Annotated in this window: 27 protein-coding genes; 16 read left to right on the forward strand and 11 right to left on the reverse strand. The window is 72.3% G+C overall.

All coding sequences use genetic code 11. From position 1 onward, the window contains the following. Nucleotides 1-21: 21 nt before the first annotated feature. The 5 genes from kamE (at nucleotide 22) to NCI01_RS18345 (ending at nucleotide 4,509) form a co-directional block, all read left to right on the forward strand. Nucleotides 22-777, forward strand: coding sequence for a lysine 5,6-aminomutase subunit beta (gene kamE / locus NCI01_RS18325; protein ID WP_254182933.1), 756 nt, complete (start codon nucleotides 22-24; stop codon nucleotides 775-777). Then, a complete protein-coding gene (kal, locus tag NCI01_RS18330; protein ID WP_254182934.1) occupies nucleotides 774-1,175 on the forward strand; it encodes a 3-aminobutyryl-CoA ammonia lyase in 402 nt (133 codons plus the stop codon). Before kamE ends, kal begins: the two co-directional genes overlap by 4 nt. A 443-nt stretch (nucleotides 1,176-1,618) precedes the next feature. Further along, a complete protein-coding gene (gene lnt / locus NCI01_RS18335; RefSeq protein WP_254182935.1) occupies nucleotides 1,619-3,193 on the forward strand; it encodes an apolipoprotein N-acyltransferase in 1,575 nt (524 codons plus the stop codon). Between the two features lie 6 nt (nucleotides 3,194-3,199). Then, nucleotides 3,200-3,952: a polyprenol monophosphomannose synthase gene (locus NCI01_RS18340; RefSeq protein WP_372495206.1), complete on the forward strand. Its 753-nt coding sequence runs from the start codon at nucleotides 3,200-3,202 to the stop codon at nucleotides 3,950-3,952. Continuing rightward, the gene (locus NCI01_RS18345) at nucleotides 3,949-4,509 is read left to right on the forward strand and encodes an FxsA family protein (RefSeq protein WP_254182936.1); all 561 of its coding nucleotides are present in this window, start codon (nucleotides 3,949-3,951) and stop codon (nucleotides 4,507-4,509) included. The genes NCI01_RS18340 and NCI01_RS18345 overlap by 4 nt, the downstream gene beginning before the upstream one ends. Before the next feature lie 33 nt (nucleotides 4,510-4,542). Here NCI01_RS18345 and NCI01_RS18350 read toward each other — a convergent pair whose 3' ends face one another. The 3 genes from NCI01_RS18350 to NCI01_RS18360 form a co-directional block, all read right to left on the reverse strand. After that, a complete protein-coding gene (locus tag NCI01_RS18350) occupies nucleotides 4,543-4,923 on the reverse strand; it encodes an RNA polymerase-binding protein RbpA (protein ID WP_254182937.1) in 381 nt (126 codons plus the stop codon). 262 nt (nucleotides 4,924-5,185) lie between these two features. Continuing rightward, nucleotides 5,186-6,538, reverse strand: coding sequence for an MFS transporter (locus NCI01_RS18355; protein WP_254182938.1), 1,353 nt, complete (start codon nucleotides 6,536-6,538; stop codon nucleotides 5,186-5,188). After that, nucleotides 6,535-7,347 (reverse strand): glycerophosphodiester phosphodiesterase family protein, encoded by an 813-nt coding sequence (locus tag NCI01_RS18360; protein WP_254182939.1) that lies wholly within the window; start codon nucleotides 7,345-7,347, stop codon nucleotides 6,535-6,537. The genes NCI01_RS18355 and NCI01_RS18360 overlap by 4 nt, the downstream gene beginning before the upstream one ends. Nucleotides 7,348-7,391: 44 nt before the next feature. On the opposite strand from NCI01_RS18360, the gene NCI01_RS18365 reads away from it, so the two are divergent. Beyond that, on the forward strand, nucleotides 7,392-7,643 hold the full coding sequence (locus NCI01_RS18365) for a TFIIB-type zinc ribbon-containing protein (RefSeq protein ID WP_302182292.1): 252 nt from the start codon (nucleotides 7,392-7,394) through the stop codon (nucleotides 7,641-7,643). A gap of 166 nt (nucleotides 7,644-7,809) precedes the next feature. On the opposite strand, the gene NCI01_RS18370 is transcribed toward NCI01_RS18365, so the two are convergent. After that, nucleotides 7,810-9,333, reverse strand: a complete 1,524-nt coding sequence (locus tag NCI01_RS18370; protein WP_254182941.1) for a helix-turn-helix domain-containing protein — start codon at nucleotides 9,331-9,333, stop codon at nucleotides 7,810-7,812. A 55-nt stretch (nucleotides 9,334-9,388) separates the two neighbouring features. Continuing rightward, nucleotides 9,389-10,906 (reverse strand): hypothetical protein, encoded by a 1,518-nt coding sequence (locus NCI01_RS18375; RefSeq protein ID WP_254182942.1) that lies wholly within the window; start codon nucleotides 10,904-10,906, stop codon nucleotides 9,389-9,391. An 86-nt stretch (nucleotides 10,907-10,992) separates the two neighbouring features. Here NCI01_RS18375 and NCI01_RS18380 point away from each other — a divergent pair, with 86 nt between their 5' ends. Next, nucleotides 10,993-12,009 (forward strand): zinc-dependent alcohol dehydrogenase family protein, encoded by a 1,017-nt coding sequence (locus tag NCI01_RS18380; protein WP_254182943.1) that lies wholly within the window; start codon nucleotides 10,993-10,995, stop codon nucleotides 12,007-12,009. Continuing rightward, a complete protein-coding gene (locus NCI01_RS18385) occupies nucleotides 12,006-13,802 on the forward strand; it encodes an alkaline phosphatase D family protein (protein WP_254182944.1) in 1,797 nt (598 codons plus the stop codon). The genes NCI01_RS18380 and NCI01_RS18385 overlap by 4 nt, the downstream gene beginning before the upstream one ends. A gap of 15 nt (nucleotides 13,803-13,817) precedes the next feature. Here NCI01_RS18385 and NCI01_RS18390 read toward each other — a convergent pair whose 3' ends face one another. Then, nucleotides 13,818-13,964, reverse strand: a complete 147-nt coding sequence (locus NCI01_RS18390; protein WP_254182945.1) for a hypothetical protein — start codon at nucleotides 13,962-13,964, stop codon at nucleotides 13,818-13,820. A gap of 135 nt (nucleotides 13,965-14,099) precedes the next feature. Here NCI01_RS18390 and NCI01_RS18395 point away from each other — a divergent pair, with 135 nt between their 5' ends. Next, nucleotides 14,100-15,215, forward strand: coding sequence for a DNA glycosylase AlkZ-like family protein (locus NCI01_RS18395; RefSeq protein WP_254182946.1), 1,116 nt, complete (start codon nucleotides 14,100-14,102; stop codon nucleotides 15,213-15,215). A gap of 42 nt (nucleotides 15,216-15,257) precedes the next feature. On the opposite strand, the gene NCI01_RS18400 is transcribed toward NCI01_RS18395, so the two are convergent. From NCI01_RS18400 to NCI01_RS18410, 3 genes are all read right to left on the reverse strand, one after another. Next, a complete protein-coding gene (locus NCI01_RS18400) occupies nucleotides 15,258-15,983 on the reverse strand; it encodes a 4a-hydroxytetrahydrobiopterin dehydratase (protein ID WP_254182947.1) in 726 nt (241 codons plus the stop codon). 202 nt (nucleotides 15,984-16,185) lie between these two features. Next, nucleotides 16,186-16,986 carry an SRPBCC family protein gene (locus NCI01_RS18405; RefSeq protein WP_254182948.1) on the reverse strand — a complete coding sequence of 267 codons (801 nt, stop codon included), beginning with the start codon at nucleotides 16,984-16,986 and terminating at the stop codon, nucleotides 16,186-16,188. Nucleotides 16,987-16,998: 12 nt separating this feature from the next. Then, nucleotides 16,999-17,481 carry a pyridoxamine 5'-phosphate oxidase family protein gene (locus NCI01_RS18410; protein ID WP_254182949.1) on the reverse strand — a complete coding sequence of 161 codons (483 nt, stop codon included), beginning with the start codon at nucleotides 17,479-17,481 and terminating at the stop codon, nucleotides 16,999-17,001. Between the two features lie 163 nt (nucleotides 17,482-17,644). On the opposite strand from NCI01_RS18410, the gene NCI01_RS18415 reads away from it, so the two are divergent. Together NCI01_RS18415 and NCI01_RS18420 are read left to right on the forward strand one after the other, a co-directional pair. Continuing rightward, nucleotides 17,645-20,008: an ATP-binding cassette domain-containing protein gene (locus NCI01_RS18415; protein WP_254182950.1), complete on the forward strand. Its 2,364-nt coding sequence runs from the start codon at nucleotides 17,645-17,647 to the stop codon at nucleotides 20,006-20,008. After that, the gene (locus NCI01_RS18420) at nucleotides 20,008-20,715 is read left to right on the forward strand and encodes an alpha/beta fold hydrolase (RefSeq protein ID WP_254182951.1); all 708 of its coding nucleotides are present in this window, start codon (nucleotides 20,008-20,010) and stop codon (nucleotides 20,713-20,715) included. The genes NCI01_RS18415 and NCI01_RS18420 overlap by 1 nt, the downstream gene beginning before the upstream one ends. A 10-nt stretch (nucleotides 20,716-20,725) precedes the next feature. On the opposite strand, the gene NCI01_RS18425 is transcribed toward NCI01_RS18420, so the two are convergent. Further along, nucleotides 20,726-21,517, reverse strand: a complete 792-nt coding sequence (locus tag NCI01_RS18425; RefSeq protein WP_254182952.1) for an Fpg/Nei family DNA glycosylase — start codon at nucleotides 21,515-21,517, stop codon at nucleotides 20,726-20,728. Between the two features lie 74 nt (nucleotides 21,518-21,591). On the opposite strand from NCI01_RS18425, the gene mmuM reads away from it, so the two are divergent. Then, nucleotides 21,592-22,494 (forward strand): homocysteine S-methyltransferase, encoded by a 903-nt coding sequence (gene mmuM / locus NCI01_RS18430; protein WP_254182953.1) that lies wholly within the window; start codon nucleotides 21,592-21,594, stop codon nucleotides 22,492-22,494. Between the two features lie 33 nt (nucleotides 22,495-22,527). Here the strand turns inward: mmuM and helR are convergent, their stop codons facing one another. Beyond that, nucleotides 22,528-24,705 (reverse strand): RNA polymerase recycling motor ATPase HelR, encoded by a 2,178-nt coding sequence (gene helR, locus NCI01_RS18435; protein ID WP_254182954.1) that lies wholly within the window; start codon nucleotides 24,703-24,705, stop codon nucleotides 22,528-22,530. Nucleotides 24,706-24,769: 64 nt separating this feature from the next. On the opposite strand from helR, the gene NCI01_RS18440 reads away from it, so the two are divergent. The 4 genes from NCI01_RS18440 to NCI01_RS18455 all read left to right on the forward strand — a co-directional run bounded on the left by NCI01_RS18440 (nucleotide 24,770) and on the right by NCI01_RS18455 (nucleotide 26,794). Further along, nucleotides 24,770-25,216, forward strand: a complete 447-nt coding sequence (locus tag NCI01_RS18440; protein ID WP_254182955.1) for a PaaI family thioesterase — start codon at nucleotides 24,770-24,772, stop codon at nucleotides 25,214-25,216. Further along, nucleotides 25,213-25,569 (forward strand): DNA polymerase ligase N-terminal domain-containing protein, encoded by a 357-nt coding sequence (locus NCI01_RS18445; RefSeq protein ID WP_254182956.1) that lies wholly within the window; start codon nucleotides 25,213-25,215, stop codon nucleotides 25,567-25,569. Before NCI01_RS18440 ends, NCI01_RS18445 begins: the two co-directional genes overlap by 4 nt. Before the next feature lie 62 nt (nucleotides 25,570-25,631). Further along, complete coding sequence (locus NCI01_RS18450; protein WP_254182957.1) at nucleotides 25,632-25,841, forward strand: helix-turn-helix domain-containing protein; 210 nt, start codon at nucleotides 25,632-25,634, stop codon at nucleotides 25,839-25,841. A gap of 32 nt (nucleotides 25,842-25,873) precedes the next feature. After that, on the forward strand, nucleotides 25,874-26,794 hold the full coding sequence (locus NCI01_RS18455; RefSeq protein ID WP_254182958.1) for a methylenetetrahydrofolate reductase: 921 nt from the start codon (nucleotides 25,874-25,876) through the stop codon (nucleotides 26,792-26,794). Nucleotides 26,795-26,968: the final 174 nt, after the last annotated feature.

Here is a 26,968-nt window from a genome sequence, read left to right on the forward strand (position 1 = left end):
CGGAGCGAAGCGAGTACGCGCATGAGCCTGATCCGTCCCTACGGCGACACCACTGGCGACGGCATGGTGCAGCTGTCCTTCACCCTGCCCATCGAGCACTCCAAGGTCGCCGAGGGCGCCGCGGTTCAGCTCGCCAACAAGATGGGGATGGACCCGGCGCTGGTCGTGCACGCCAAGGCGATGGGTGACGGGTTCACGTTCTTCGTCGTCTACGGGCGGGTCAACCACCTCGTCGACCCCAGCACGGTCGAGGTCGTCGAGCGTGACTACCCGCTGCTGACCCCGAAGGAGGCCAACGCCGCGATCAAGCGCTCGCTGCGTCGCCGCCTGGTCGTGGTCGGTGGCTGCATCGGCACCGACGCGCACACGGTCGGCATCGACGCGATCCTCAACATCAAGGGCTTCGCGGGGGAGAAGGGCCTGGAGTACTACCGCGAGCTCAAGGTGGTCAACCTCGGCGCGCAGGTCTCGGTGCCGCAGCTGGTCGAGGCGGCGCGCGAGGAGAAGGCCGACGCCGTCCTCGTGTCGCAGGTCGTCACCCAGCGCGACGCCCACCTGCTCAACACCCGCGAGATGTCGGCCGCCTTCCGGGAGGCCTACCCGGCGGCCAAGCGGCCGCTGCTCGTCGTCGGCGGGCCCCGCTTCGACGAGACGATGGCCGACGAGCTCGGCGTCGACCGCGTCTTCAGCAGGGGTACGACGCCCGGCGAGGTGGCGTCGTTCATCGTCCACCGACTCACGCGACCCGCCGGGTCGGGCAAGGAGATGGCCTCATGAGCGACAGCCGCGTCGGCACCACGGTCACGCACCGCCGCTACGTCCCCTACTCCCACGCCCACTACGCCGGCAACCTGGTCGACGGCGCCTACAGCCTGGGGCTCTTCGGCGACGTCGCCACCGAGATGTGCATCGTCCTCGACGGCGACGAGGGCCTGTTCGCGTCCTACTCCGACGTCCAGTTCCGGGCGCCCGTCCGCGCCGGAGACGTCCTCGAGATCACCGCGACCCTGGTCAAGGAGGGCACCCGCAGCCGCGTCCTGGACTTCGCGGTGCACGTCGTCGGCAGGGGCGCCGCGACCGACGACGCGCCGGGCCGGGCTGAGGTCCTCGACCCGCCCGTCGTGGCGACGACCGCCACCGGCACGGTCGTCGTACCGCCTGCGTCGCACGACTGATGCCCCGTCCTCGGCGTGTCATGCGCCGACACGCCGACGGGCCCGAGATTTGTCGCAGGAGTTTCCCCGCGGAGGCATGCCGTTGACCTGCGACAACGTGCGTCGTCGCAGGTCAGGGACGTGTTGACACCGCACCCGTCGGGAGGGAAGGTTCCCGGGTCCGCCTGTGCAGCTCGCGGGTGGCGCCTTCGACAGAGCGGAGACGAACGTGGGGTACGCGGTGCCAGCGGTGCCCACCGTGCGTCGACCGGTCGGCGGTGCCCCGCGGGGGCCGGATGCGGGAGGGACCCCGCGGCCGTAGACAACTTCGCGTGCTCGTCAGCCAGACGGGTGCGCGTCGGTCCGAAGCCACGTGGTCCCTCTCGCACCGCTGCAGGCGCGTGACCCGTCCGCCTGCCCGCACGGCTGCCCCTCCGACTGGGCCCGTCGGCTACGGTCTGTGCGTGTTGGTCCGCTGCCTCCTCGCCCTCGTCGGCGGGCTCGTGCTGGCGGCGGCGTTCGAGCCGGTCGGACACTCCTGGGTGATGCCGCCCGCGATCGCGGTCCTGGTGCTGACCGTGCGGGGCCTCGAGCCGCGGCGCGCGTGGCTGCCGAGCCTGGTGTTCGGGGTGGCCTTCATCTTCGCCGTGATGGTCTGGATGCGTGCGGTGGGCACGGACGCGTGGTTGGCGATGTGCACGCTCGAGGCGGCCTTCTTCGTCCCCCTCGGCATCGGGCTGTCGTGGAGCATGCGCGTGCGTGCGTGGCCGGTCCTCGCCGCGCTGTGGTGGGTCGGGATCGAGACGCTGCGCAGCGGTTTCCCCTTCAGCGGCATGCCGTTCGGCCGGCTCGTCTTCGCGACCGCGGACACCCCGTGGGCCGACGCCCTGCCGTGGATCGGCATGACGGGGGTGAGCTTCCTGGTGGCGCTCACCGGCACGACCCTGGCGTGGCTGGTGCTGCAGGTGCGCTCGCCCTCGCGCACGACGTACGCCGCCGTGGCGGGGGTCGCCGTGGCCACTCTCGCGCCCGCCGTGGCGCCGTTCCCGCTCGAGCGCAGCGGGACCGCCACGGTCGCCGCGGTGCAGGGCGACGTCCCCGGCACCGGCCTCAACGTGCCCGCGGTCCACCGCGAGGTGACGGCCGCCCACGTGCGCCTCACCGAGGAGCTCGCCGACGCGGTGGCGGCGGGGGAGCAGCCACGACCCGACTTCGTGGTGTGGCCGGAGAACTCCACTGCGGTCGACCCCTTCCTCGACACCGAGGTGCACGCCGGCATCGTCGCGGCGTCCGACGCGATCGGCGTGCCGATCCTCGTCGGCGGCACCAACAGCAACCCGCTCGACGACACCCAGGTGCTCAACCAGGGCATCGTCTTCCAGCCGGGCCTGGGCAGCGGCGACCGCTACACCAAGCGCCACCCGGTGCCCTACGGCGAGTACATCCCCTTCCGCGGCAGCAGCTGGATGCCGTCGACCTACGGGAGGCTCACCGAGGTCCCGCGCGACATGGTCCGCGGCACGAGCCTCGAGCCCATCCGGGTGGGCGACCTGAGGGTCGCCGACGCCATCTGCTTCGACGTCGCCTACGACGAGGGCATCGCCGGGCAGGTGGCACGCGGCGCCGAGCTGGTCACGGTGCAGACGAGCAACGCCATGTTCAGCCGCACCGGCCAGCTCGCGCAGCAGTTCGAGATCAGCCGGCTGCGGGCGCAGGAGACCGGCCGCTGGGTGGTCGTCGCCGCCATCAACGGCATCTCAGGCGTCGTACGCCCCGACGGCACGGTGGTCGCGTCGGTGCCGGCCCGCGGGCAGGAGGTCCTCGTGGAGTCCGTCGGGCTCAGCACCACCCGCACGCTCGCCGTGCGGCTCGGCGTCTGGCCCGCGCGACTCGCGATGATCTTCCTCGTCGTGCACACGGCGGTCGTGCTCATCACCTATCGTCGTCGCCGGCAGCGCGACCGCGCCGGCCACCACGACCTGCAGCCCCCGGCCTCGCCCGCGGTCGCTGCAGCCCCGGCAGCCCCTGGAACGAGGTAGTCCCGCGTGAGTGTCGAAGGACTCGGCCGCTGTGTGATGGTCATCCCGACCTACGACGAGTCCCAGAACCTCGAGTGGATCGTCGGCCGGCTGCGGGCCGCCCAGCCCGGCGTCGACGTGCTGGTCGTCGACGACAACAGCCCCGACGGCACCGGTGACATCGCCGACCGCCTCGCTGCCGCCGACCCCGCGATCAGCGTCGTGCACCGCACGGAGAAGGCCGGGCTCGGCGCCGCCTACCTGCACGGGTTCGACGTCGCGCTCCGGGCGGGCTACGACGTCATCGGTGAGATGGACGCCGACGGGTCCCACCAGCCCGAGCAGCTCCACCGCCTCCTCGACGCCCTGCGCACGGCCGACCTCGTGATCGGCTCGCGCTACGTCCCCGGCGGCTCGGTCGTCAACTGGCCGCTCCAGCGGCTCCTGCTCTCGCGCGGCGGCAACCTCTACGTCCGCCTCCTGCTCGGCATCCGGGTCAAGGACGCCACCGCCGGCTACCGCGTGTTCCGGCGCTCGACGCTGGAGGCCATCGACCTTGCCTCGGTGAGGTCTACTGGATACGTGTTCCAGACCGACCTCGCCTACCGCACGGTCAGCCGCGGCCTCCGGGTCGCGGAGGTGCCGATCGACTTCGTCGAGCGCGAGCGCGGCGACTCCAAGATGAGCGGCCAGGTCGCCAGCGAGTCGCTGCGCCGGATTACCCGGTGGGGGCTCGCCGAGCGGCGGCAGCGACTGCGGGGGAGCAGGGGTCGCGCGTGACGACCTCCACCCCGCCAGCAGGACCGCGCCGCCGGCGACGGTGGGTGCGTCCGGTCCTGGCGGCCTCGTTCGTCGTCGTGCCGCTCGTCGAGATCTGGGCCATCCTCCAGGTCGGCCAGCTGGTCGGGCCGTGGTGGACCATCGTCCTGCTCGTGCTCGACAGCCTGCTCGGCGCATGGCTCATCAAGCGCGAGGGGGGCCGCGCGTGGAGCGCCCTGCGCACCGCGCTGCAGCAGGGGCGGATGCCGGCGCGGGAGATCGCCGACGGCGCCCTGATCCTCATCGGCGGCACGCTGATGCTGAGCCCCGGCTTCGTCCTCGACATCGCAGGCATCCTGCTGATCCTGCCCTTCACCCGCCCGGTGGCACGGCGGCTGCTGACAACGGTCGTGGAGCGCCGTCTCATGGTCGGACCCGGCTTCGGCGCCGGGCCCTTCGGCGCGGGCTTCGGTCCCGGCTTCGGTCCCGGCTTCGGCCCCGGCTCGGGCCCCGGGGACGACGAACGCCCCGGACCTGGGCCCGGGGGCCCGGTGGTCCGGGGCGACGTCGTCGAATGATGCTCGGCCGGGTCGGCCGGCTCGCTCAGCCGATCAGCTGACGCGCTTCTTCTTGTTGGCGCGGTGCAGGTGCGCGGGGCCGATCTCGCCGCCGCGCAGCAGCTCCAGCCGCTCCTTGAGGATGTCCTCGAGCTCCTTCTCCGAGCGACGCTCCAGGAGCATGTCCCAGTGCGTGCGAGCAGGCTTCTCGGCCTTCTCCTCGGGGAGGATGCCCGCCGTGCTCAGCGCCTCGGCGCCGCAGCGCGGGCACTCCCACACTGCCGGGATGTCGGCCTCGACCGACATCGTGACCTCGAACTCGTGGCCCTGCTTGCACCGGTAACCGACCTGCTGGCGAGCTGCGAACTCGATGCCGCGCTCGTCCTCGAAACTCTGGCCGCCGAGCCTTGCGCCACGTAGTGTGCGCTCCGCCACCGTGCCCACCTCCATTGGGTTGCTGATACCCGTTGCGTTGTGTTCGGGTTCTCCAGTGCAACGAGCCGGATCGTGGTTCGTGACGCCGCTCGTGGCGACGCGGCTCGGCTGCACCGGGACTTGTACGATCTTCAACGGTAGCGGGGACGGCGCAATTCCGCGGATCGTGGTGTCGTCGGCCACGCTCAGCCGAGACGAATTTCACCCGGATGGGTGGGCTGCTGCGGCCGTGCCGCCCCACCTGACGCCGCGGCCCCGGTGGTCAGATGACGGCCGGCACCTCGTTGCCGGCGTCCCGGATGCCCTTGGCGGTGTCGACCTTGGCGAGCAGAAGACCGCCCACGACGAAGAACACGATCAGGGCGAAGATCGCCGGCCGGTAGGAGTCGGTGAACGTGTAGACGAGGCCGAACACCAGGGTGCCGAACCAGGACGTGCCGCGCTCCATCGCGTGGTAGAAGCTGAAGAATTCTGCTTCCTTGCCGCGGGGGATCAGCAGGGAGAAGTACGACCGGGCCAGTGCCTGGGTCCCGCCGAGGACGAGACCGATCGCGGCGCCGAGCACGAGCAGTGGTACCAACGACTTCTCGGGCATGACGAGCCCGGCCGTCACGATGGCCGCCCAGACCACGAGGCCGCCCAGGATCGTGTTCTTGGCCCCCCGGGTGGCTGCGATCCGGCCGAAGAGGAGCGCCCCGCCCACCGCGACGAACTGCACCAGCAGGTAGACCCCCAGCATGGTGCCCTGCGCGAAGCCGAGCTCCTCGACGCCGTAGACCGACGCCTGGCTGATCACGGTCTGGATGCCGTCGTTGAAGAAGAGGTAGGCCAGCAGGAACGTCAGCGCCACGGGGTAGTTGCGCAGCTCCTTCAGGGTGATCCACAGCTGGCCGAAGCTCCGCTGGAGCACCCCGCCCTCGACCTGCTCGACGTCGGCCGGCGGATGGTTGCGCAGCCCGCGGAACGGGATGAAGGTGAAGGCGGCCCACCACACCGCCGCCGAGAGCAGCGAGATCCGCACCGCCATGCCCTCGGTGAGCCCGAAGGTGTCGTGGAAGCTCACCAGCACGAAGTTGAGGGCCAGCAGCAGGCCGCCGCCGGCGTAGCCGTAGGCCCAGCCGCGGGAGGAGACGCGGTCGCGGTCGGACTCCGAGGAGATGAGCGGCAGGATCGAGTCGTTGACCACCGCGGACGCCGCGAAGCACAGGTTGGCGAGGATGAAGGTCACCGCGCCGAGCTGCCAGTTGTCGCCGGTCATGAAGAAGAGCAGGGCCGCGAAGAACGCGCCGCTCCACGCGAAGCCGGCCAGGAGGTCCTTCTTGCGCGCCGTGCGGTCCGCGACGGCACCGAGGACCGGGAGGACGAGCGCCGAGATCAGCGTCGAGAAGGTGATGACGTAGGCCGGCAGCGCGCCCGGGGCGATCGACAGGCCGAGCACCGAGACGCGGTCGTCGACCGCGGCCTCCTCGGCGATGGCGATCAGGTAGGGACCGAACAGGACACCGGAGACGGTCGTCGCGAAGGCGCTGTTGGCCCAGTCGTAGAAGTACCAGGCACGCTGCTCCTTGGCCTGCGCCAACGGCGTCAGGTCGGCGATCCCACCTACCTCGGTCATGCCTCATCCTCCACGGGGCCGTTCCATTGTCCGCGGGCGCGGAGCACGTCCCTGAGTATGTCCGTGCGATCGGTCATGATGCCGTCGACACCACGGTCGAGGAGGGCGTTCATCTCGACCGGGTCGTCGATCGTCCACACGTGCACCTGCACGCCGGCCGCCTGCGCCCGTCGTACGAGCCCGCGCGAGACCACGAGGAGGCGTCCGCGCCGGTGGGGGACCTGCAGCGCCACCGGCTGCCCGCGGGTGAGCCAGCGCGCCAGCCGGCCGCTGGGCGAGAGCACGAAGGCGACGACCTCGAGGGGGTGCGCCGAGGTGGCCACCCGGCCCCGGGTGCGCCGCCGGAAGGCGTGCATCCGGCGTGCGGAGAACGAGCCGACCAGCACCCGGTCCCACGCGTCGCGCTCCTCGATGAAGCGGGCCAAGGCCTCGACCGCACCCTCCGACTTGAGGTCGATGTTGAAGCGCGCCTGCGGGAAGGCGTCGAAGAGCTCGGCGAGGGTCGGCACCCGTTCGCGACCGCCGATCACGGCCTGTCGCGCCTCGGCGTACGTCGCCTCGGCAAGGCTGCCGGTCCGGTCGGTCACCCGGTCCAGGACGGTGTCGTGGAAGGCCAGGAGCACGCCGTCACTGGTGACGTGCACGTCGGTCTCGAGATAGGTGTAGCCGAGCTCGACCGCGTGCGTGAACGCCGCCAGCGTGTTCTCGAGCCCCTCGATGTCGGGGTGGTAGGCGCCACCGCGATGGGCGAAGGCGAGCGGGCGTCCTCCGTCGAGGTAGGCCGGGAGGGAACGCTGCGGAGTTTCCACGGGAGAAGTATGGAGGTCGGCGGTACCGTCGAGGGATGGAGAGCATGACGTGTCCCCGGTGCGGTGTGGAGATGGACCAGCGGACCCACGGCGAGGCGACGGTCAGCTCGTGCCCCGAGGGGCACGGGGTGTTCCTCGCGCGCGCCGACCTGGGCATGCTGGTCGAGGCGGAGAACGACTGGCACCGCAACGCCGGTCAGCACACCGCGCCCCTGCCGCGCATCACCGCCGACATGACCGCCCCGCCCACGACCGGCAAGGTGTCGCGGGCCTGGGTGGAGACGCTGTTTGGCTGAGAGGTCCCTCGCCGGTCGAGTAGCGGCAAGGAACGAGTGAGGCGTATCGAGACCTACCTCGTGGGTGAGATCTCGACACGGCCTTGCGCACCTTCGTCCCTCAGGCGCGGGCCTGCTCGATCTGGCCGCGCGACGCCGTGCGCGCGAGCGCGCACGGCTGCGCGTCTCAGATGTCGCGGAAGGTCTCGATGTTGGCGCCGAGCTCGTTGAGGCGCTCGGCGAGGTCCTCGTAGCCGCGGTGGATGACGTACGTCGAGCGCAGCACGCTGCGGCCCTTCGAGGCGAGCATCGCGATGAGCAGCACGACGGCGGGGCGCAGGGCGGGTGGGCACACGATCTCCGCGCCGGAGAAGTGCGTCGGACCTTCGATCAGCACCCGGTGCGGGTCGAGGAGCTTGACCTGGGCACCCAGCTTGTTGAGCTCGGTGAGGTAGATCGCGCGGTTCTCGTAGACCCAGTCGTGCAGCAGCGTCTGGCCTTCTGCGACGGCCGCGATGACGGCGAAGAACGGCAGGTTGTCGATGTTGAGGCCGGGGAACGGCATCGGGTGGATCTTGTCGAGCGGCGCCCGCAGCTCCGAGGGGTGGGTGGTGATGTCGACCAGCCGGGTCTCACCGTTGAGGGCGGGGTACTCGGGGGAGCGGTCGTAGCGGAAGCCCATCTCCTCCAGCGTCGCGAGCTCGATCTCGAGGAACTCGATGGGCACCCGGCGGATGGTGATGGAGGACTTGGTGACGATGGCGGCCGCGAGGAGCGACATCGCCTCGATCGGGTCCTCGGCCGGTGCGTAGTCGACGTCGACGTCGATGGACGACCTGCCGGTGACCTTGAGCGTCGTGGTGCCGATGCCCTCGACCTCCACGCCGAGGCGCTGGAGGTAGAAGCACAGGTCCTGGACCATGTAGTTGGACGAGGCGTTGCGGATCACGGTGGTGCCGGGGTGCAGCGCGGCGGCCATCAGCGCGTTCTCGGTGACCGTGTCGCCGCGCTCGGTCAGCACGATCGGCCGGGCCGGCTCGATGGTGCGGTTGACGCTGGCGTGATAGCTGCCGTCGCTCGCCTTCACCTCGAGGCCGAAGGGACGCAGCGCCGACATGTGCGGCTCGACCGTCCGCTCGCCCAGGTTGCAACCGCCGGCGTAGGGCAGGTCGAACTCGTCGTAGCGGTGCAGCAGCGGGCCGAGGAACATGATCACCGAGCGGGTGCGGCGTGCTGCCGTCTCGTCGATCGCGGCCAGGTTGAGGTCCGCGGGCGGGATGATCTCCAGGTCGTTGTCGTCGCCCACCCAGCGGGTGGCCACGCCCAGCGAGTTGAGCACCTCGAGGAGCCGGTTGACCTCCTCGATGCGCGCGACCTTGCGCAGCGTCGTACGTCCCTTGTTGAGCAGCGAGGCGCACAGCAGTGCGACGCCGGCGTTCTTGGAGGTCTTGACGTCGATCGAGCCGGACAGCGTGGTCGGGCCGTCGACCCGCAGGTGGGTGGGCCCGGCGCCGAGCGCGACGATCTCGGAGTCGAGGGCCGCGCCGATGCGGGCGAGCATCTCGAGGGAGAGGTTCTGGTGGCCCTTCTCGATCCGGTTGATCGCGCTCTGGCTCGTGCCGAGCAGCTCGGCCAGCTGGTGCTGGGTGAGCCCGCGGTGCTTGCGGGCGTCGCGGATGAGGTTGCCGATGCGACCCTTGTAGTCAGCCATGGCGACAACGGTATCTCAGATATGAGATAACGCTAGTCTCGGTGCTCCCGGCGCGTCAGGGCCGTTCGCACCGCAGCCTGACCTCCGCGTCGCAGAAGTCGCGACGCCCCTTGCGGCCGTCGGCCCGGTCCTTGCCGAGGCCTCCGACGAGGCGCTCGCGACGCGTGTCTCTCGAGCCCACCAGGACGTCGTCGCCCGCGCCGCCGAGTGCGACGCGCTGGCGCCGGTCCGCCGGGCGGGGGTCGGTGGACGCCGCGACCTCGATGCGATCGCGTCCGCCCTGCCCCATCGCCACGAGGTCGTCGGCGTAGCCGACCACGTCGTCGGCTCCGGTGCCTGCGTGGACCCGAGCCGACGCGAGCCCGTCGGCGACGATCGTGTCCGCACCGGCGCGACCACGTACGACGACGTGGACACCGCGCGCGGACAGCCGCTCGCCGCGCCCGGTGCCCCTCAGGGTCGCGGTGCTGCCGGTCACCTCGGTGGCGACCGCGACGCTGCTGAAGTCCGACACGTCGCCGGTGACGTCGTCGCACGCCGAACCGGCGCCGAGCCGCACGGTGAGCGAGCGGCACACGGCGAAGACGACGAACCAGTCGCGGCCGGGGCCACCGTCGGCCGTGCGAGGGATGTAGGGACTGTTGAGCGAGTTGACGAAGAGCTTGTCGCGACCGTCCCCGAGGCTGATCCGCCCGATGGGCAGGTCGGTGACGTTGACGGTCTCGGACGCGTCCGTCCCGGTGAACGACACTGCGGGCTCGTCGGGACGGAGCTGGGGGCGGCCGAGGTTGACGATGTCGAAGTCACCGGTCCACGTCAGGACGGACGCGCCGGCGACCGTCACGGCGCGCGCCCCGTTGTCCACCGTCACGTCGGCCGGCGCGGAGGGGCGCAGGCCGCTGGGCCGGCGGATCTCCAGCGTCGCGGAGGCGGCCGCCGACACGTCGACCCGGCCCTCGGGAGCGAGCGTGCCGCCGATGACCATCCTCGCGTCGGCGGACCCGAAGGTGATCTGGTCCTGGTTGGCCCCGTCATTGGGGGCGGCGCTGTACACGGTCGCCGCGCTGGTGATGACGTCGGTCTGCGACCCGGTGAAGGCGGGGTCGACGGCGTAGGGGTCGTCGTAGTCGGCCGTGCGGGTCTCCGCGAACACCTCCTCGCCGATGTCGGAGCCCTGGAAGCTGTCGTCGCCGAGGCCGAGGACCACGGTGGTGAAGATCATCCCCGTCGTGTCGGAGGGGGTCAGGTTGACGACAGTGTCGTCCCCGGTCCCGGCGTCCAGGAACCCGGCCGGCGGGCGCGAGTCGCGGTCGTTGATGTCCGCCCTGCCCGCCGCGAGGCAGACGGTGTCGTCGCCGGCCCCGGCGTCGAAGGTGTTCCACTGGCCCGGCTCCATGGCGACGACGTCGTCGCCCTCGGTGCCATGGGTGACCGTGGTCGTCGCGACGATCGTGACCGGCTTCCCGGCGCAGGTGGTGGGCGCGGCGGCGGCGCTGCCGGGCGCGGCGGCGACGAGCCACGCCGGGCCGGCGAGGGCGAGGACTGCGAGCAGGACTGACGAGCGGTGCGTCACGGCGGTTCCCCCGGTGGTCGATGGTCTGCTGCTGGTGACGCCCGTGCGGGCGAGAAGGTTGTCAGTATGCGTGGCAGGATCGCCGCATGCGTGCCACCACCATCCATGCGCCCGGCGACATCCGCTTCGAGGACGTCGCCGACCCGCGGATCGAGAAGCCCACCGATGCGATCGTCAAGGTGGTCGCGGGCTGCATCTGCGGCTCCGACCTCTGGCCCTACCGCGGCGAGAACGACGTCACCGCCGGAGCGACGATCGGCCACGAGTGCGTGGGCGTGGTCGAGGAGGTCGGCTCCGAGGTGTCCGCGACCCGGGTGGGCGACTTCGTCATCGTGCCGTTCTGCCACAGCGACAACACCTGCGCGCACTGCCGCGCGGGCGTGCAGTCGGCGTGCGTCAACCTCGGGATGACCCAGAGCGGGCAGGGGGAGTACGCGCGCGTCACCCAGGCCGACGGCAGCCTCGTGGCGACCGACGGGATGCCCGACGACCACCTGGTCCCCTCGCTGCTCGCCCTCACCGACGTGATGGCCACCGGCTGGCACGCCGCGGTCGCCGCCGGCGTGCAGCCCGGCCACACCGTGGTGGTGGTCGGGGACGGCGCCGTCGGGCTCAGCGGCGTCCTCGCGGCGTCCCAGATGGGTGCGGAGCGGGTGATCGCGATGTCGCGCCACGAGCCCCGCCAGGAGATCGCGCGGGCCTTCGGCGCGACCGACGTCGTCGCCGAGCGCGGCAAGGAGGGCGAGGCCCGCATCGCCGACCTGACCGACGGGGTGGGCGCCGACGCGGTGCTCGAGTGCGTCGGCACCGACGGCGCGATGAGGACGGCGTTCACGGTCGCGCGACCCGGGTCGACGGTGGGCTTCGTGGGCGTCCCGCACGGTGTCGAGCTGCCGGTGCGCCGGATGTTCCAGAAGAACGTCGGCCTCGCCGGTGGCATGGCGCCCGTGCGCCGCTACCTCCCCGACCTGCTCGACCGGGTGCTGTCCGGCGCGATCGACCCGGGCCGGGTGTTCGACCTGACGCTGCCGATGGCGGAGTCGGCCGAGGGCTACCGGGCCATGGACGAGCGTCGCGCGATCAAGGTGCTTCTCCGCCCATGACGGCGCCCGAGGACGCGCTGCTGCTCGGTCCGCTGCTGCGCTACGTCGACGAGACCTCGGCGGCCGTCTGGGTCGAGACCGCCGCCCCCGGCACCGTGACGGTGACCCGCGGGACGGCGAGCGCCAGCGCGTCGACGTTCGTGGTCCACGACCACCACTACGCCCTCGTCGAGCTCGACGGCCTGGCGCCGGGCTCGACGGAGTCCTACTCCGTGGCGATCGACGGAGACCGGGTGTGGCCGCCGGCCGGGTCACCGTTCCCGGACCCCGTCATCGCCACGCTCGAGGCAGGACGCCCCCTGCACCTGGCCTTCGGCTCGTGCCGCACATCGGTCTCCCACGACGAGAAGGGCAACCGGACCCACGGCGTCGACGCCCTGCGCGCCTGGGCGCTCCGGGTCGCCGGGCAGGTCGACCCCGCCGACCCGTCGGACCCCGACCTGGCCCCGGACCGCCTCCCCGACCTGATGCTCTTCCTGGGCGACCAGGTCTACGCCGACGAGACCACCGACGCGATGCGCGAGTTCATCGAGGCGCGCCGCGACATCGAGCAGCCGCCGTGGACCGAGCTCCAGGACTACGAGGAGTACGCCCACCTCTACAAGCTCGCCTGGTCCGATCCCGCCAACCGGTGGCTGCTCTCGACCGTGCCGAGCGCGATGATCTTCGACGACCACGACATCCGTGACGACTGGAACACCTCGATGGACTGGCGCCGGCAGATGGAGGCCACGTCGTGGTGGCACGGTCGCATCGTCGCCGGCCTGGCGTCCTACTGGGTCTACCAGCACCTCGGCAACATGTCGCCGGCCGAGCGTGACACCGACGAAGTATGGGCCCGGGTGCGGGCGCACAGCGGTGACGCAGAGCACGACCTCGGACCGTTCCTCGACGACTTCGCGGCCCGCGTCGACCAGCAGCCGCAGACCTACCGCTGGAGCTACACCCGCGAGTTCGACATGCAGGCGCGCCTCGTCGTCGTCGACTCACGCGCGGCGCGCAAGCTCGACCCCGACGACCGGGCGATGCTCGACGACGACGAGGCCGCCTGGCTCGACGAGCAGCTGCACGGCGACGTCGACCACCTGCTGGTGGGCACGTCCCTGCCCTTCCTGCTGGCGCGCGGCCTCCACCACCTCGAGGCGTTCAGCGAGGCGCTGGCCCAGGGCGCGTGGGGCGACCGGGGCGGCCGGATGGGGGAGAAGCTCCGCCAGCTCGTCGACCTCGAGCACTGGGGCGCGTTCCAGGCCAGCTTCCAGGAGGTCGCCCGGCAGGTCATGGAGGTGGCCGCCGGCGAGCGCGGCCGGGCGCCGTCGACCGTGACGTTCCTGTCCGGCGACGTGCACCACAGCTATGTCAGCGAGGCGCACCCGACCCACGGTGGCCCGGTGCTGCGCTCGACCATCCTCCAGGCCGTCTGCTCACCGATGCGCAACCCGCTCTCGCGCAACATGCGGTTCGCGACGGCGGTGCTCTCCTACGGCGTCGCCGGTCCCATGGGTCGCCTGGCGTCGAAGTCGGCGCGGGTGCCGGATGCGCCGCTGAGGTGGACCTACGCCGAAGGTCCGTGGTTCGACAACAACCTGGCGTTCCTGCGTCTGGCCGGGCCGAGCCTGCGCATGTGGTGGGTCACCGGCGAGGTGGTCGACGACCACGACCGGCCGCGGCTGGCGAAGGTCGAGTCCTACGAGCTCGACGAGGCGGGCAACCCGTCGCCGCACGAGAGCTTCGCCTCCAAGGTGCGCCGCCGGGTCAGGCGACGGGCGAAGGACGACGCGGTGCGCGAGCGCTGAGGCCCCGCCGGGGTCTCAGGCGTTGCTCAGCACCCGGTCGCGCCCGTGGACGCAGGCGCACGTGTCGGAGCACGGCAGGTAGGTGTGCCGACCGTGACCGCACTCGCTGCACGGCAGGTCGTGAGAGAGGTGGACCGAGCTGGTCTCGACGGTGTCCCACATGACGTCCACGGTGGCACCCGATCGCCGGCGACGGGCCGGAACCGGCCCGGAATGCCCGATACGGGGCAGGAATGACCCGTTCGGGCCATGCCCAGGTGGCCCCGACACACCGGGTGACGGTCCTAGGATCCCGACATGGCCGCCCCACCGAGTCCCGTCCTGGCTCCCCGGCAGGCCCGGCGCATCGCCGTACGAGCCCAGCTGCTCGCCGCGCCACGTCCCGCCGACGTGCTCGAGGTGGTGCGCCACCTCGGCTTCCTCCAGGTCGACCTCACCCGCGTCGTCGCCGAGCACGCCGACCTCGCCCTGTGGACCCGCCTCGGGGCCGCCTACGAGCCCGAGGACCTCGAGGAGCTCGTGGGTGACGGTGCCCTCGTCGAGCTCCGGGCGAGGCTGCTGCCGAGCGAGGACATCGCGCTGCACCGCGCCGACATGGACGCCTGGCCCGGCGAGCCGCCGCTCAAGGAGTGGCAGGAGGACCTCGCCGACTGGGTGGCCGCCAACGACGGGTGTCGCCGCGACATCCTCGCGCTGCTGCGGGCCGAGGGGCCGACCGCCGCCCGCGACCTGCCGGACACCTGCGAGGTGCCGTGGCGCTCGACGGGGTGGACCAACGACAAGAACGTCATGAAGCTCCTCGAATGCATGGAGGCTCGCGGCGAGGTCGCGGTCGCGTCGCGCGAGGGCCGCGAGCGACGCTGGGACCTCGCCGAGCGGGTCCACCCCGGTGACCCGGCGGTGCCCGCCGAGGAGGCACACCACGCGCTCGCCGCCCGGCGGCTGCGGTCGCTGGGGATCGCGCGGCCGCGGGCACTGGAGGCGTGGGACGAGCGGTACGACGTCCGCGACACCGGCGCGGCGGCCCGCGTCGACGGCGTACGCGGGACGTGGCGGGTGGACCCCGACCGGCTCGCCGACCTCGACGACTTCGAGGGCCGCACGGCGATCCTCTCGCCGCTCGACCGGCTCGTCTTCGACCGCAAGCGGATGGAGGACCTGTTCACCTTCGACTACCAGCTCGAGATGTACAAGCCCGCAGCGAAGCGGCAGTGGGGCTACTGGGCGATGCCGGTCCTCGACGGCGACGAGCTGGTCGGCAAGGTCGACGCGACGGCCGATCGCGAGGCCGGCGTGCTGATCGTCGACGCCGTCCACGAGGACGGTGACTGGTCGGCCGCGCGTCGCCGCCGGGTGCACGCCGAGCTCGACGCGCTGGGGGAGTGGTTGGGGCTCGAGGTGGCGCGGCCCTGAGGGCACCGCACACGGCACGCCGACGTCGTACGACGTCCCGGGTCAGTCGGCGGCCACGGCGGACGTGTCGACGCAGAGGACGCCGCGGTTGCCGTCCTGGTCGGCGATCACCGTGAGGCCGGGGGCGTTGCTGTCGTCGACGACGGTGGCACCTGCGGCGACCGCGGCGGCGATCCGCTGCTCGGCGGCCTCGGCCGCCACGTAGACCTCGACGTGGAGGCGCTGGCGCGGCGGCGCGCCCTCGCCGGCCTCGTCGGCCGCGCCGGCGTCGTCGAACCACAGGTTGGGGACCCGGCCTGTGGCGTCGCGGACCTCGTCGCTGGGTGACCCACGGCCCTGGGACTCGGGGTCACCCGTCAGCAGCGCCGCCCACACCGGCGCGACGGTCGCAGGTGTCGCCGTGTCGAGGCCGAGCTCGACCTCGCTGACCGCAGCGGGGTCGGCGGCGAGCCCGAGGTCGGCGGCGAGGTGCGTGATCCGTCGCGCCAGGTCGACGTCCTGCTGGGTCACCCACTCGACGACGTGCTCGGTGCCCTCGTCGTCGCGGTAGATCGCGTCGTCGGTGACCAGCTCGAGGTCGACGTGCCCGCGCCCGATCACGACCCGCGGGTGGTGGCCGAGCGCGTCGCCCGCCTCGCCCACCGCGGTGACGAACCGCGCGCCCGCGCCGAAGTCGTCGACCAGGTAGCGCGCGTGCAGGCCCTGGGCCAGCTTGCGCCACTCGGTCAGGCCCGCCTCGGCGATCTGCTGCCCCCGCATCATGTCCATGCCGGTGACCCTAGCCGTGCTCGGTCCCGCAGCACCTCCATCCGCGGACGACGATCGCACGACGTCATGACAGGTGGTCGTCGGTCCGACCGCCCGCCATGACGCAAGCGGCGTACGTCATGGGCGCGGGTCGTCCGGCCGACCGCGAGCCATGACGTCCCCCAGGGAGGTGGGCCGCACGACGGACGACGACCGCCGGGGGTCAGGCATCCACCTCGAGGCCCAGCGCCGAGGCCAGTCGGCGCGGGTCGGCCACCGCGAGGGTCGCGCCGGGGTGGGTGATGGTCCCCGTCGGGTCGATCGCCGGGACGGGCTCGTGGAAGGTCACGCAGAGGGCGCGGTCGCCGTTGGTCGTGAACGAGACACCCCGGTCGGTGAACGACAGGTGCGGGGGTCCTGCGGTCTTCACCCACGAGAAGCCGCCGGTGAGCTCGGCCGAGGCGATGTTGGAGCGTGGCGTCACCAGTCGCCACGGGCCGTAGCGCACGAACAGCCAGTCCGGGCCGACCTCCACCGTGGTCGTCGCGGGGGTGACGCCGAAGGCGCGGGCCGGGGCGACGTAGGTCGGCGCGAAGGCGAAGTCGAACGACTCGACCGCCTCGTGGGCACCCTCGCCACCGGGCTCGCGGACGAGTCCGCGCAGCGCAGCGGCGGCGGGGATCCGGTAGGGCTGCAGCACGGCGGCCGCGGGAGCCGGAACGCGGAGCATCGCGCGGCTGCCGCCGCCGGCTGCGGGCAGGACGTGGTGGTCCATCGACACCGCAGCCGGTCCGCGGCCGGCGCGCCAGGTCCACGACCGCAGGACGGGATCCACGCGGGTGACCTCGAAGTCGACGGCCACCCCGGCCGGGCCGTGCACGCGGCCGGTCGTGCCGACGGCGAGCACGTCGGCGGTGGCCTCGACGTCACGGATCAGCGGTGCCCACGACGACCACGTCGCGGGCGTGGTGAAGCGGCGCCACGCCTCGTCGGCAGTGGCGGGACCGTGGGCGTCGACGAGCACGAGGCCTCCCGGTCAGAGCTGGACGGTGTCGTTGTCGCCGAGGTCGGGCCTGTCGTCGCTCAGCAGCCCCTTCGCCATCTGCACGACGACGGCGACCTTGCCCGGCGACTCCCAGTACTCCGCGGTGTCGCCGTCGATGCGCAGCAGCACGTTGTCGGGGTCGTCGGGGCCGCCGGACATGAAGGCACCGGCCGAGGCGTCCCACAGCTCGCGGAGCTTGGCCCGGTCGTCGCTGACGTGCGCGGTGCCCGTCAGCGAGACCCAGCCGGCCTTGCTCGAGTACGACACGTTGACGCGCGGGTCGGCCTCGATCGCCCGCACCTTGTCGCTGCTGCGCTCGGTGAGGAACCAGGTGGTGCCCGGGTCGTCGAAGTCCTGGGTGGCCATCGGGGTGGAGACCAGTCGGCCGTCGGTCGAGACGTAGGTCAGCACGGCGATGTCGGTCTCCTCCATGATCTCTGTGACGGGCGCGGTCCGGGAGTCGTGGGTGGTCATGCCACGACACTGGCACGGTGGACAAACCCTGCACCCCACCCGAGGGGCGGGGCCGGTCACGACAGCGGCGCGCGGGCCGTCGTACTGGCAGGATTGCCCCTGCCACGGGAGGGGCTCGGACCCGGCTCGGCCGGTCCGTCACACGACAGGGGAGATGCGCAGCATGACGACCACACACCCAGCCGACGACCACGCATTGATCCGGGTCGAGGGGGCGCGGGAGAACAACCTCAAGAACGTCAGCGTCGAGCTGCCCAAGCGACGGCTGACCGTCTTCACCGGCGTCTCCGGCTCGGGCAAGAGCTCGCTCGTCTTCGCCACCATCGCGGCGGAGTCGCAGCGGATGATCAACGAGACCTACAGCGCCTTCGTGCAGGGCTTCATGCCGACCCTGTCCCGCCCGGACGTCGACCACCTCGAGGGCCTGACGACGGCGATCATCGTCGACCAGGAGCGCATGGGCGCCAACCCGCGCTCGACGGTCGGCACCGCCACCGACGCCAACGCGATGCTGCGGATCCTCTTCAGCCGCCTCGGCGACCCCTACGTCGGTCCGCCCACGGCGTACTCCTTCAACGTGCCGACCCGCAAGGCGAGCGGGATGATGACCACCGAGAAGGGTGGCCGCACCGAGCGCCGGATCGCCAAGCAGGAGGTCTACCTCGGCGGGATGTGCCCGCGCTGCGAGGGCATGGGCAAGGTCAACGACATCGACCGGACGGCGCTCTACGACGAGGACAAGTCGCTGTCCGAGGGTGCCCTGACGGTGCCCGGCTACTCGATGGACGGGTGGTACGGCCGGCTGTTCGAGGGCATGGGCCTGCCGATGGACAAGCCGATCAAGGCGTTCACCAAGAAGCAGCTCGAGACGATGCTGTGGGCCGAGCCGACCAAGATCAAGGTCGAGGGCGTCAACCTGACCTTCAACGGGATCATCCCGCAGATCCAGAAGTCGATGCTGTCGAAGGACCCCGAGGCGATGCAGCCGCACATCCGGCGCTTCGTGGAGCGGGCGGTGACCTTCCAGACCTGCCCCGACTGCGACGGCACCCGGCTGACTCCCGAGGCGCGGAAGTCGAAGATCAACGACAAGTCGGTCGCCGACCTCTGCGAGATGCAGATCAGCGACCTCGCCGACTGGGTGCGCGACCTCGACGAGCCGTCGGTGGCGCCGTTGCTGAAGGGGCTGCAGCACCTGCTCGACTCGTTCTCGGAGATCGGGCTGGGCTACCTGTCGCTCGACCGGCCGGCCGGCACCCTGTCGGGCGGCGAGGCCCAGCGCACCAAGATGATCCGCCACCTCGGGTCGTCGCTCACCGACGTCACCTACGTCTTCGACGAGCCGACGATCGGGCTGCACCCGCACGACATCGAGCGGATGAACCACCTGCTCCTGCAGCTGCGCGACAAGGGCAACACCGTGCTCGTCGTGGAGCACAAGCCCGAGACGATCGGCATCGCCGACCACGTCGTCGACATCGGCCCCGCGGCCGGGGCGGCGGGCGGGAGCATCTGCTTCGAGGGCGACGTCGACGGCCTGCGCAGGAGCGACACCATCACCGGCAGGCACCTCGACGACCGCGCCACGCTCAAGGAGTCGGTGCGCGAGGCGACCGGCGTGATGGAGGTGCGCGGCGCGAGCACGCACAACCTGCGCGACGTGGACGTCGACGTGCCGCTCGGCGTCCTGACCGTCGTCACCGGCGTGGCCGGGTCGGGCAAGAGCTCCCTCATCCACGGCTCGCTGGCCGGGCGCGACGAGGTGATCGTGATCGACCAGGGTGCGATCAAGGGGTCCCGGCGCAGCAACCCGGCGACCTACACCGGCCTGCTCGAGCCGATCCGCAAGGCGTTCGCCAAGGCCAACGGCGTCAAGCCCGCGCTCTTCAGCTCCAACTCCGAGGGTGCGTGCCCGACCTGCAACGGTGCCGGCGTGATCTTCACCGAGCTCGGGCCGATGGCGACGGTCGAGTCGCCGTGCGAGGAGTGCGAGGGCCGCCGCTTCAAGGCCGAGGTGCTCGAGCACACCCTGGGCGGCAAGGACATCGCCGAGGTGCACGAGATGTCGGTCGTCGACGCCCTGGCCCTGTTCAGCGACGGCGAGTCCAGGATCCCGGCCGCGGTGAAGATCCTCGAGCGGCTCGTCGACGTGGGCCTCGGCTACCTCTCGCTCGGCCAGCCGCTGACCACGCTGTCCGGCGGCGAGCGGCAGCGCCTCAAGCTGGCCACGCAGATGGGGGAGAAGGGCGACGTCTACATCCTCGACGAGCCCACCACCGGCCTGCACCTCGCCGACGTGCAGAACCTCCTCGGCCTGCTCGACCGCCTCGTCGACAGCGGCAAGTCCGTCATCGTCATCGAGCACCACCAGGCCGTGATGGCCCACGCCGACTGGATCATCGACCTCGGCCCGGGGGCGGGACACGACGGCGGCCTGGTCGTCTTCGAGGGTCCACCCGCGGACATGGTGGCGGCCGGGGAGCCGACACTGACCGGCAAGCACCTCGCGGCCTACGTCGGGGCCTGATGCTGCTCCTGCACGGGCTCGGCGCCACCGGCGCGGTGTGGCACGGCGCGCTCGACGCGGCTCGTACGACGGACCTGCCGGGCGCGCTCGCCCCCGACCTGCCCGGCCACGGCGCGGCGGCCTGGGCGTCGTCGTACTCCTTCGGGACGCACGCCGAGGTGGTGCTTCCCCTGCTGGAGGCGTTCGACCGTCCGGTGCCCGTGGTCGGGCACTCGATGGGCGGCGTGGTCGCCCTCGAGCTGGCGGTGCTGGCGCCCGAGCGGGTCTCGCGCGTGGTCGGGCTCGGCATCAAGGTGTCCTGGCCGCCGGACGACGCCGCACGCGCGCTCGCGATGGCCGACCGGCCGGTGACGTCGTACGACACCCGCGACGCGGCGGTGGAGCGGTTCCTCCGGGTCTCCGGCCTGGCCGGGCTCGTGCCGACCGACGACCCGATGGTCGACGGCGCGGTCGTCGACCGCGAGGCCGTGGGGGAGGGGAGTGGCTGGCGGCTGGCACAGGACCCGCGCACGTTCGGCGTCGGCGTGCCCGACATGGCGGGGCTGCTGGCCGGGGCGTCGTGCCCGGTGGTGCTGGCCCGTGGCGAGCACGACGCGATGGTCAGCCACCGACAGCTCGCCGAGCTCGTGGCGGACCCGGTGACGCTGCCGGGGCTCGGGCACAACGCGCACGTGGAGGACCCGGCCGCGGTGCTGGCGCTCGTCTGAGGACGCTGGGTCAGGCCTGGCAGACCGGGCACCAGAACAGGCGCCGGGCGGCGATCTGGGTGTCCTGGACGGGCGTCCGGCAGATCCGGCACGGGAGTCCGGCCCGCCCGTAGACGTAGTGCGCGTCCACCCGGCGGGGCCGGCCGGAGGGACGCTCCCGGTCCTCCGGCCTGGTCGTGACGATGCGTCCGGCGCGGACGCCGGCGCGCAGCAGGACCACCAGGTCGTCCCACAGGGCGTGCAGCACGGCCGCGTCGTGGAGGCGCCCGGGCCGCAGCGGGTCGAGGCGTTGCCGGAACAGCACCTCGGCGCGGTAGACGTTGCCGACGCCGGCCACGACCGCCTGGTCCATGAGGAGGGTCGCGATCGGCGCGCGGCTGCGCAGCACACGGGCCACGAACGCGTCGGCGTCCGGTCGCCTGCGGAGCGGGTCGGGACCGAGCCGGGCCAGGACGACCTTGCGCTCCGCGTCGGTGAGCACCTCGCAGGCGGTCGGCCCCCGCAGCTCCAGCCAGTGACCGCCGCCGACCAGCCGCAGCCGGAGGGCGCCCCGCGCGGCCGGCGCCGGGAGGGTGCCGTCGCGGAACTTGCCGTAGAGGCCGAGGTGCACGTGCAGCCACAGGTCGTCGTAGCGGTGGAAGAGGTGCTTGCCCCACGCGTCGGTCCCGTCGAGCACGCGACCGTCGAGCAGGCGGGCGCCGTCCTCGAAGCGGCCCTGGGGGCTGTCGGCGGACACGGGCTGCCCGGCCAGCAGGCGCGCGTGGCGGCGGGCGAGTCGGTGGATGGTGTGTCCCTCTGGCACGCCCTGATCGTCGCCGACCGCTCCAACCCCGACGCCGTCCGTGCGGGTGGGGCCGCACCTGCGAGCATGGAGCCATGAGTCCACGCGACCTGCGCGAGAGCGTCGCCCGGCGTCCCGTCGTCCTCGACGGCGGCCTCGCCACCCTGCTCGAGGAGCACGGCCACGACCTGTCCAGCGACCTGTGGTCGGCGCGACTGCTGCGCGACGACCCGGCCGCGATCGAGCGTGCGCACCGCGAGTTCTTCACCGCGGGGGCGGAGGTCGCGACCACGGCGTCCTACCAGGTGTCCTTCGAGGGCTTCGGCGCCGAGGGGGCCGACCGCGCCGAGGTCGAGCACCTGCTGCGCCGGAGCGTCGAGCTCGCCGCGGCCGCTCGCGACGACGTCGCGCCCGACGGGTGGGTGGCCGCGTCGGTCGGACCCTACGGCGCCGTCCTGGCCGACGGGTCGGAGTACCGCGGCGACTACGCCCTCGGCGTGGCCGGCCTGAGGGAGTTCCACCGCCCGCGGCTCGACGTCCTGGCCTCGACCGTCGGTGAGCACGCCGACGTGCTCGCGGTGGAGACGATCCCGTGCCTCGCCGAGGTCGAGGCCGTGCTCGCCGAGCTCGACGGCAGCGGCGTGCCGGCGTGGCTGTCGCTGTCCACCGCCGACGGCCTGACCCGCGCCGGCGAGCCCATCGGTGAGGCGTTCGCGATGGCGGCCGACGTCGCCGAGGTCATCGCCGTCGGCGTCAACTGCACCTCGCCCGCCGACGCGGGTGCCGCGGTGGCCGTCGCCGGCGCGCACGGCCCCGCGGTCGTCTACCCCAACTCGGGGCAGGGCTGGAACGCCGCGACCCGGTCGTGGGAGGGACGATCGGCGTTCGACCCGGCCGACGTCGCCGACTGGGTGGCCGCGGGGGCCCGGCTCGTCGGTGGCTGCTGCCGGGTCGGCACCGCCGACATCACCGCCCTGCGGGCGACGCTCGTCCGGTGACCCGCGGCACGACGACGTACGCCGTCGCGGGCCTCACGTGAGCACGACCAGACGCTGGGTGGCCCGCGTCATCGCGACGTAGCGGTCGACCGCCCCGGCCACGCCGTCGCCGAAGCGGTCGGGGTCGACCAGCACCACGAGGTCGAACTCGAGCCCCTTGACCAGCTCGGGCGCGAGCGAGCGGACCCGCGCCGTGTCGGCGCAGGTCGGGTCGCCGACGACCACCGCCGTCCCCTCGGCGTGCTCGGAGAGCCAGGCGGCGACGATCGCGTCGCGCTCCGCGACCCGGGCGTGCAGCACCGGGACGCCGCTCTCGCGGACCGACGTGGGCACGTTGGCCTCGGGGAGCGCTGCGCGGATCACCGGCTCCGCCTCGGCCATCACCTCGGCCGGCGTGCGGTAGTTGACCGTGAGCGGCGAGACCGTGACGTCGTCCAGCCCGACGCGCGCCAGCCGCTCGGACCACGACTCCGCGAAGCCGTGACGGGCCTGCGCCCGGTCGCCGACCACGGTGAGGCTGCGGGAGGGGCAGCGCCGCAGCAGCATCGCCCACTCGGCGTCACTCAGCTCCTGCGCCTCGTCGACGACGACGTGCGCGAACGGACCCGCGAGCCGGTCGACGTCCGACGTCGGGAGCGCGGCGTCGTCCACCAGGGCGGTCTGCAGGTCGTCGTGGACGAGCATCGACACCAGGCCCTCACCGAGCCCGTCGGCGCCCGTCTCGAGGGCCGTGGTGCGCAGGTCGTCGATGACCTCGCCCATCCGCGCGCGCTCGCGGGCCTCGGCCGCGTGCGTACGACGCCTCCGTCGCGAGGCCTCGGGGTCGCCGAGCCGAAGCCGCGCGGCGTCGAGCAGGGGGAGGTCGGCCCACGTCCACGCCTCGGGGTCCTCACGACGCAGCGCGCGGACCTCGTCCGGCTCGAGCCACGGCGCGCAGTGGCGCAGGTAGGCCGGCACCGTCCAGAGGTCGCCCACGAGGTCGGTGTGCTCGATCAGCGGCCACGCGCGGTCGAACGTGCCGCGCAGTCCGGCGTGGTGGTCGAGGACGCGGCGGAGGTCGTCGGGGGAGAGGTCCTCCACGACGTCCGCGGCCTTGTCGACGAGGATGGTGAGCACCTCGTCCCAGACGTCGTCGCGGGCGAGGTTGTGCGGCGTGCCGGGGTCGGGGGAGTCGAAGGCCTCCGCCCACTCGGCTGCGGTGATGCGGACGTCGCCCCAGGCGGTCTCGACGAGGTAGGACTCGGTGGGCGGCTCCTCGTAGAGCGCGACGGCCGGCTCGATCGCCTCGACCATCCGCAGGTCCGCCTTGAGCGCGGCCACCCGCTCATCGACCTCAGCCGCCCTGGCCACCTCGGGCACGAGGTCTCGCAGCGTGCACGTCTGCACGCCCTCCTCGCCGAGGCTCGGCAGCACGTCGCCGACGTAGGCGAGGTAGGGCTGGTGCGGCCCGACGAACAGCACGCCGCCGCGGCGGTGCCCGAGCCGGGGATCGGCGTAGAGGAGGTAGGCGGTGCGGTGCAGCGCGACGACCGTCTTGCCGGTGCCGGGTCCGCCGTCGACCACCAAGGTGCCGCGCGAGCCGGCCCGGACGATGGCGTCCTGGTCGGCCTGGATGGTGCCCAGCACGTCGCGCATCCGGGGCGTGCGGCTCGCGCCGAGGGTGGCGATGAAGGCGGACTGGTCGTCGAGGGCCGCGGTGTGGGTCAGCCCCTCCTCGGTGAACGCCTCGTCCCAGTAGTCGACGATGCGTCCGCGGACCCAGCGGTAGCGCCGGCGGCTCACCAGCCCCTGCGGGTGCGCGTGGGTGGCGGCGAAGAACGGCTCGGCGGCGGGGGAGCGCCAGTCGACGAGCAGGCGCCGGCCGTCGGGGTCGGCGAGGCCGAAGCGGCCGACGTACGTCGTCCCGCCCTCCTCTCCGTCGCCGCCGGCGTGCACGATGCGTCCGAGGCAGAGGTCGAGGTCGTAGCGGCGCAGCGCCCGCAGCCGGGCGGTGAGCCGGTGCACCTCCTGGTCGCGCTCGAGGGCGGCCGTGCCGTGCCGGGCACCGGTCCTCCTGGTCTCCGCCAGGCGCTGCTCGAGGTCGGCGACGGCGCGCTCCAGACCGGTGGCGATCCGGGTGAAGTGCTCACGGTCGCGGTCGATCAGGGCGGGATCGGCCTTGGCGGCGAGGGCGTCGGGGAGGGCGAAGGGTGCGGTGTCCTGCTGCGTCACGCCGTGCAGTGTGAGCGTCGACCGGGGCCTTGCGGCAAGCCCCCTGATGGCCTATACGTTGAGAGTGGAGGCAGTGCAGGCCGTCGGATCGGTCCCGATCCTGGAGGCCATGGGCGTCCGCGTCGTCGAGGTCGGTCCCGGTCGGGCCGTGGCCGAGCTGCCGCCGGAGCGCAACGTCAACCACTTCGGCGTCACCTATGCCGGCTCGCTGTTCAGCGTCGCCGAGATGCTCGGCGGCCTCCTGAGCCTGGGCACCTTCGACCTCACCGGTGACGGCGAGCTCGCCGGCTTCGTGCCGCTCGTCAAGGAGTCCACGATCCGGTTCCGGCGACCGGCGGTCGGCGTCGTACGAGCCTCGGCGTCGCTCTCCGACGACGAGGTCGCCCGGGTGCGGGCCGACGCGCTCGCCACCGGCAAGGGGGAGTTCGTGCTGGAGGCGACGCTGACCGACGCGGCCGGCGAGGTCGTCGCGACGACGGTCGGGACCTACCAGGTCAGACGGCTCGGGTGAGCGGGGCGGAGGCGGCCCGGTTCGTCCTGCACGACCACCGGCGCCCGAGCCCGCACTTCGACCTGAGGCTCGAGGAGGACGGCGTCCTGCGGAGCTGGGCGGTGCCCAAGGGACTGCCGGACGACAGCCGGCGCGACCGGCTGGCCATCGCTGTCGACGACCACGACCTCGACCACGTCGCGTACGAGGAGGAGCACAAGTCCATCGCCGACACCGGGACGTGGGAGGAGCACTCGCGCGACGTGCGCCGGCTGGTGTTCTCGCTGCACGGTCGCGACGGCACGCGCCGCTACGCACTGATCCACACCGGCGGCACCCAGTGGCTCCTGCACCTGACCAAGGACCAGTCCTGACCGTCGTTCCACGGTCGTCAACAAGGGTTGACATCAGCCGTGTTGTCAACGACAGTTGACGCATGTTGACAGCCGTGGACGCCGAGGACCCGGGGGAGCAGGACCCGCTCGAGGAGCTGATGCGCATCGCGCGCGCCAAGCACGACCTCGCGGCCGCCGAGGCCGTCGCGGTGCGGCGGGCCCGGATCCACGGCTTCTCCTGGGCCGAGATCGGCACCATGCTCGGCGTCTCGAAACAGGCGATGCACAAGAAGTACGGGAAGTTCGCCTGAACGGGGTCGGCGGCGTCGGCTACCTTCGCCCGGTGGACCTGGCACAACGGATCGCAGCACGGGGGAGCGAGTTCCTGCTCTTCGCGCTGACTCCCCCTCGGACGACGGTGACGCGCGAGCGTGCCCAGGAGATCGCCGACGTGACGCGCAAGCGCTTGGGCGCCGTGGCACTCGACGGCCTCGTCCTCTACGACATCGACGACGAGAGCGACCGCAACCCGCAGGAGCGGCCGTTCCCGTTCCTGCCCACGATCGATCCTGCGACCTTCCTGGCCGAGCACCTCGCGGACTGGAGCACGCCGGTCGTGGTCTACCGGGCCGTCGGCAAGTACGAGGAGGACGACCTCCGCGGGTGGCTGGAGGCCCAGGACGCCGGACAGGCGCTCACGGTGTTCGTCGGCGCCTCGTCGCGGCACAAGCGGTCCGCGACGTCACTCGTCCGCGCCCAGGAGCTGTGGGCCCAGGCCCGGCCCGACCTGCCGCTCGGAGGCGTCGCGATCCCGGAGCGGCACACGCGCCGGGGCGAGGAGCACCTGCGCCTCGTCGCCAAGCAGGAGGCCGGGTGCTCGTTCTTCGTCACCCAGGTCGTCTACGACGTCAACGCTGCGAAGAACATGGTGTCGGACTACCGCTACGAGTGCGCCGCGCGCGACATCGAGCCCGTGCCGATCGTGTTCACGTTCTCGGTGTGCGGCTCCCTGAGGACCCTGGAGTTCCTGGACTGGCTCGGCGTCGACGTGCCGCGCTGGATCCAGAACGACCTGCGCCACGCGGACGACACCCTGCAGGCGTCCTACGAGCACTCGCTGGGCGCGGCACGCGAGCTGATCGCCTACTGCCGGCGCCTCGGTGTTCCGTTCGGCCTCAACGTCGAGAGCGTCTCGATCCGTCTGGCGGAGATCGAGGCCTCGGTGGAGCTGGCCCGGGAGCTGGAGCGGGAGCTGCACCGCTGACGTCCCAATTCGCCGATAATTGACATTATGTCAGATAGCGTGGATCGCCGAACCACACCGATGTCATGCTTCCGTCCCCTGCGGGACTACGGCCCCCTCGCGCCGTCCGCAGGTCGCACCAGCGCCGCCGAGACCCACGACTGCGACATCAGCACCTCGGACCCGACACCCGTC

It is taken from the genome of Nocardioides pinisoli (assembly GCF_024199985.1).
In the GTDB taxonomy this organism is placed as follows: Bacteria; Actinomycetota; Actinomycetes; order Propionibacteriales; family Nocardioidaceae; genus Nocardioides; species Nocardioides pinisoli.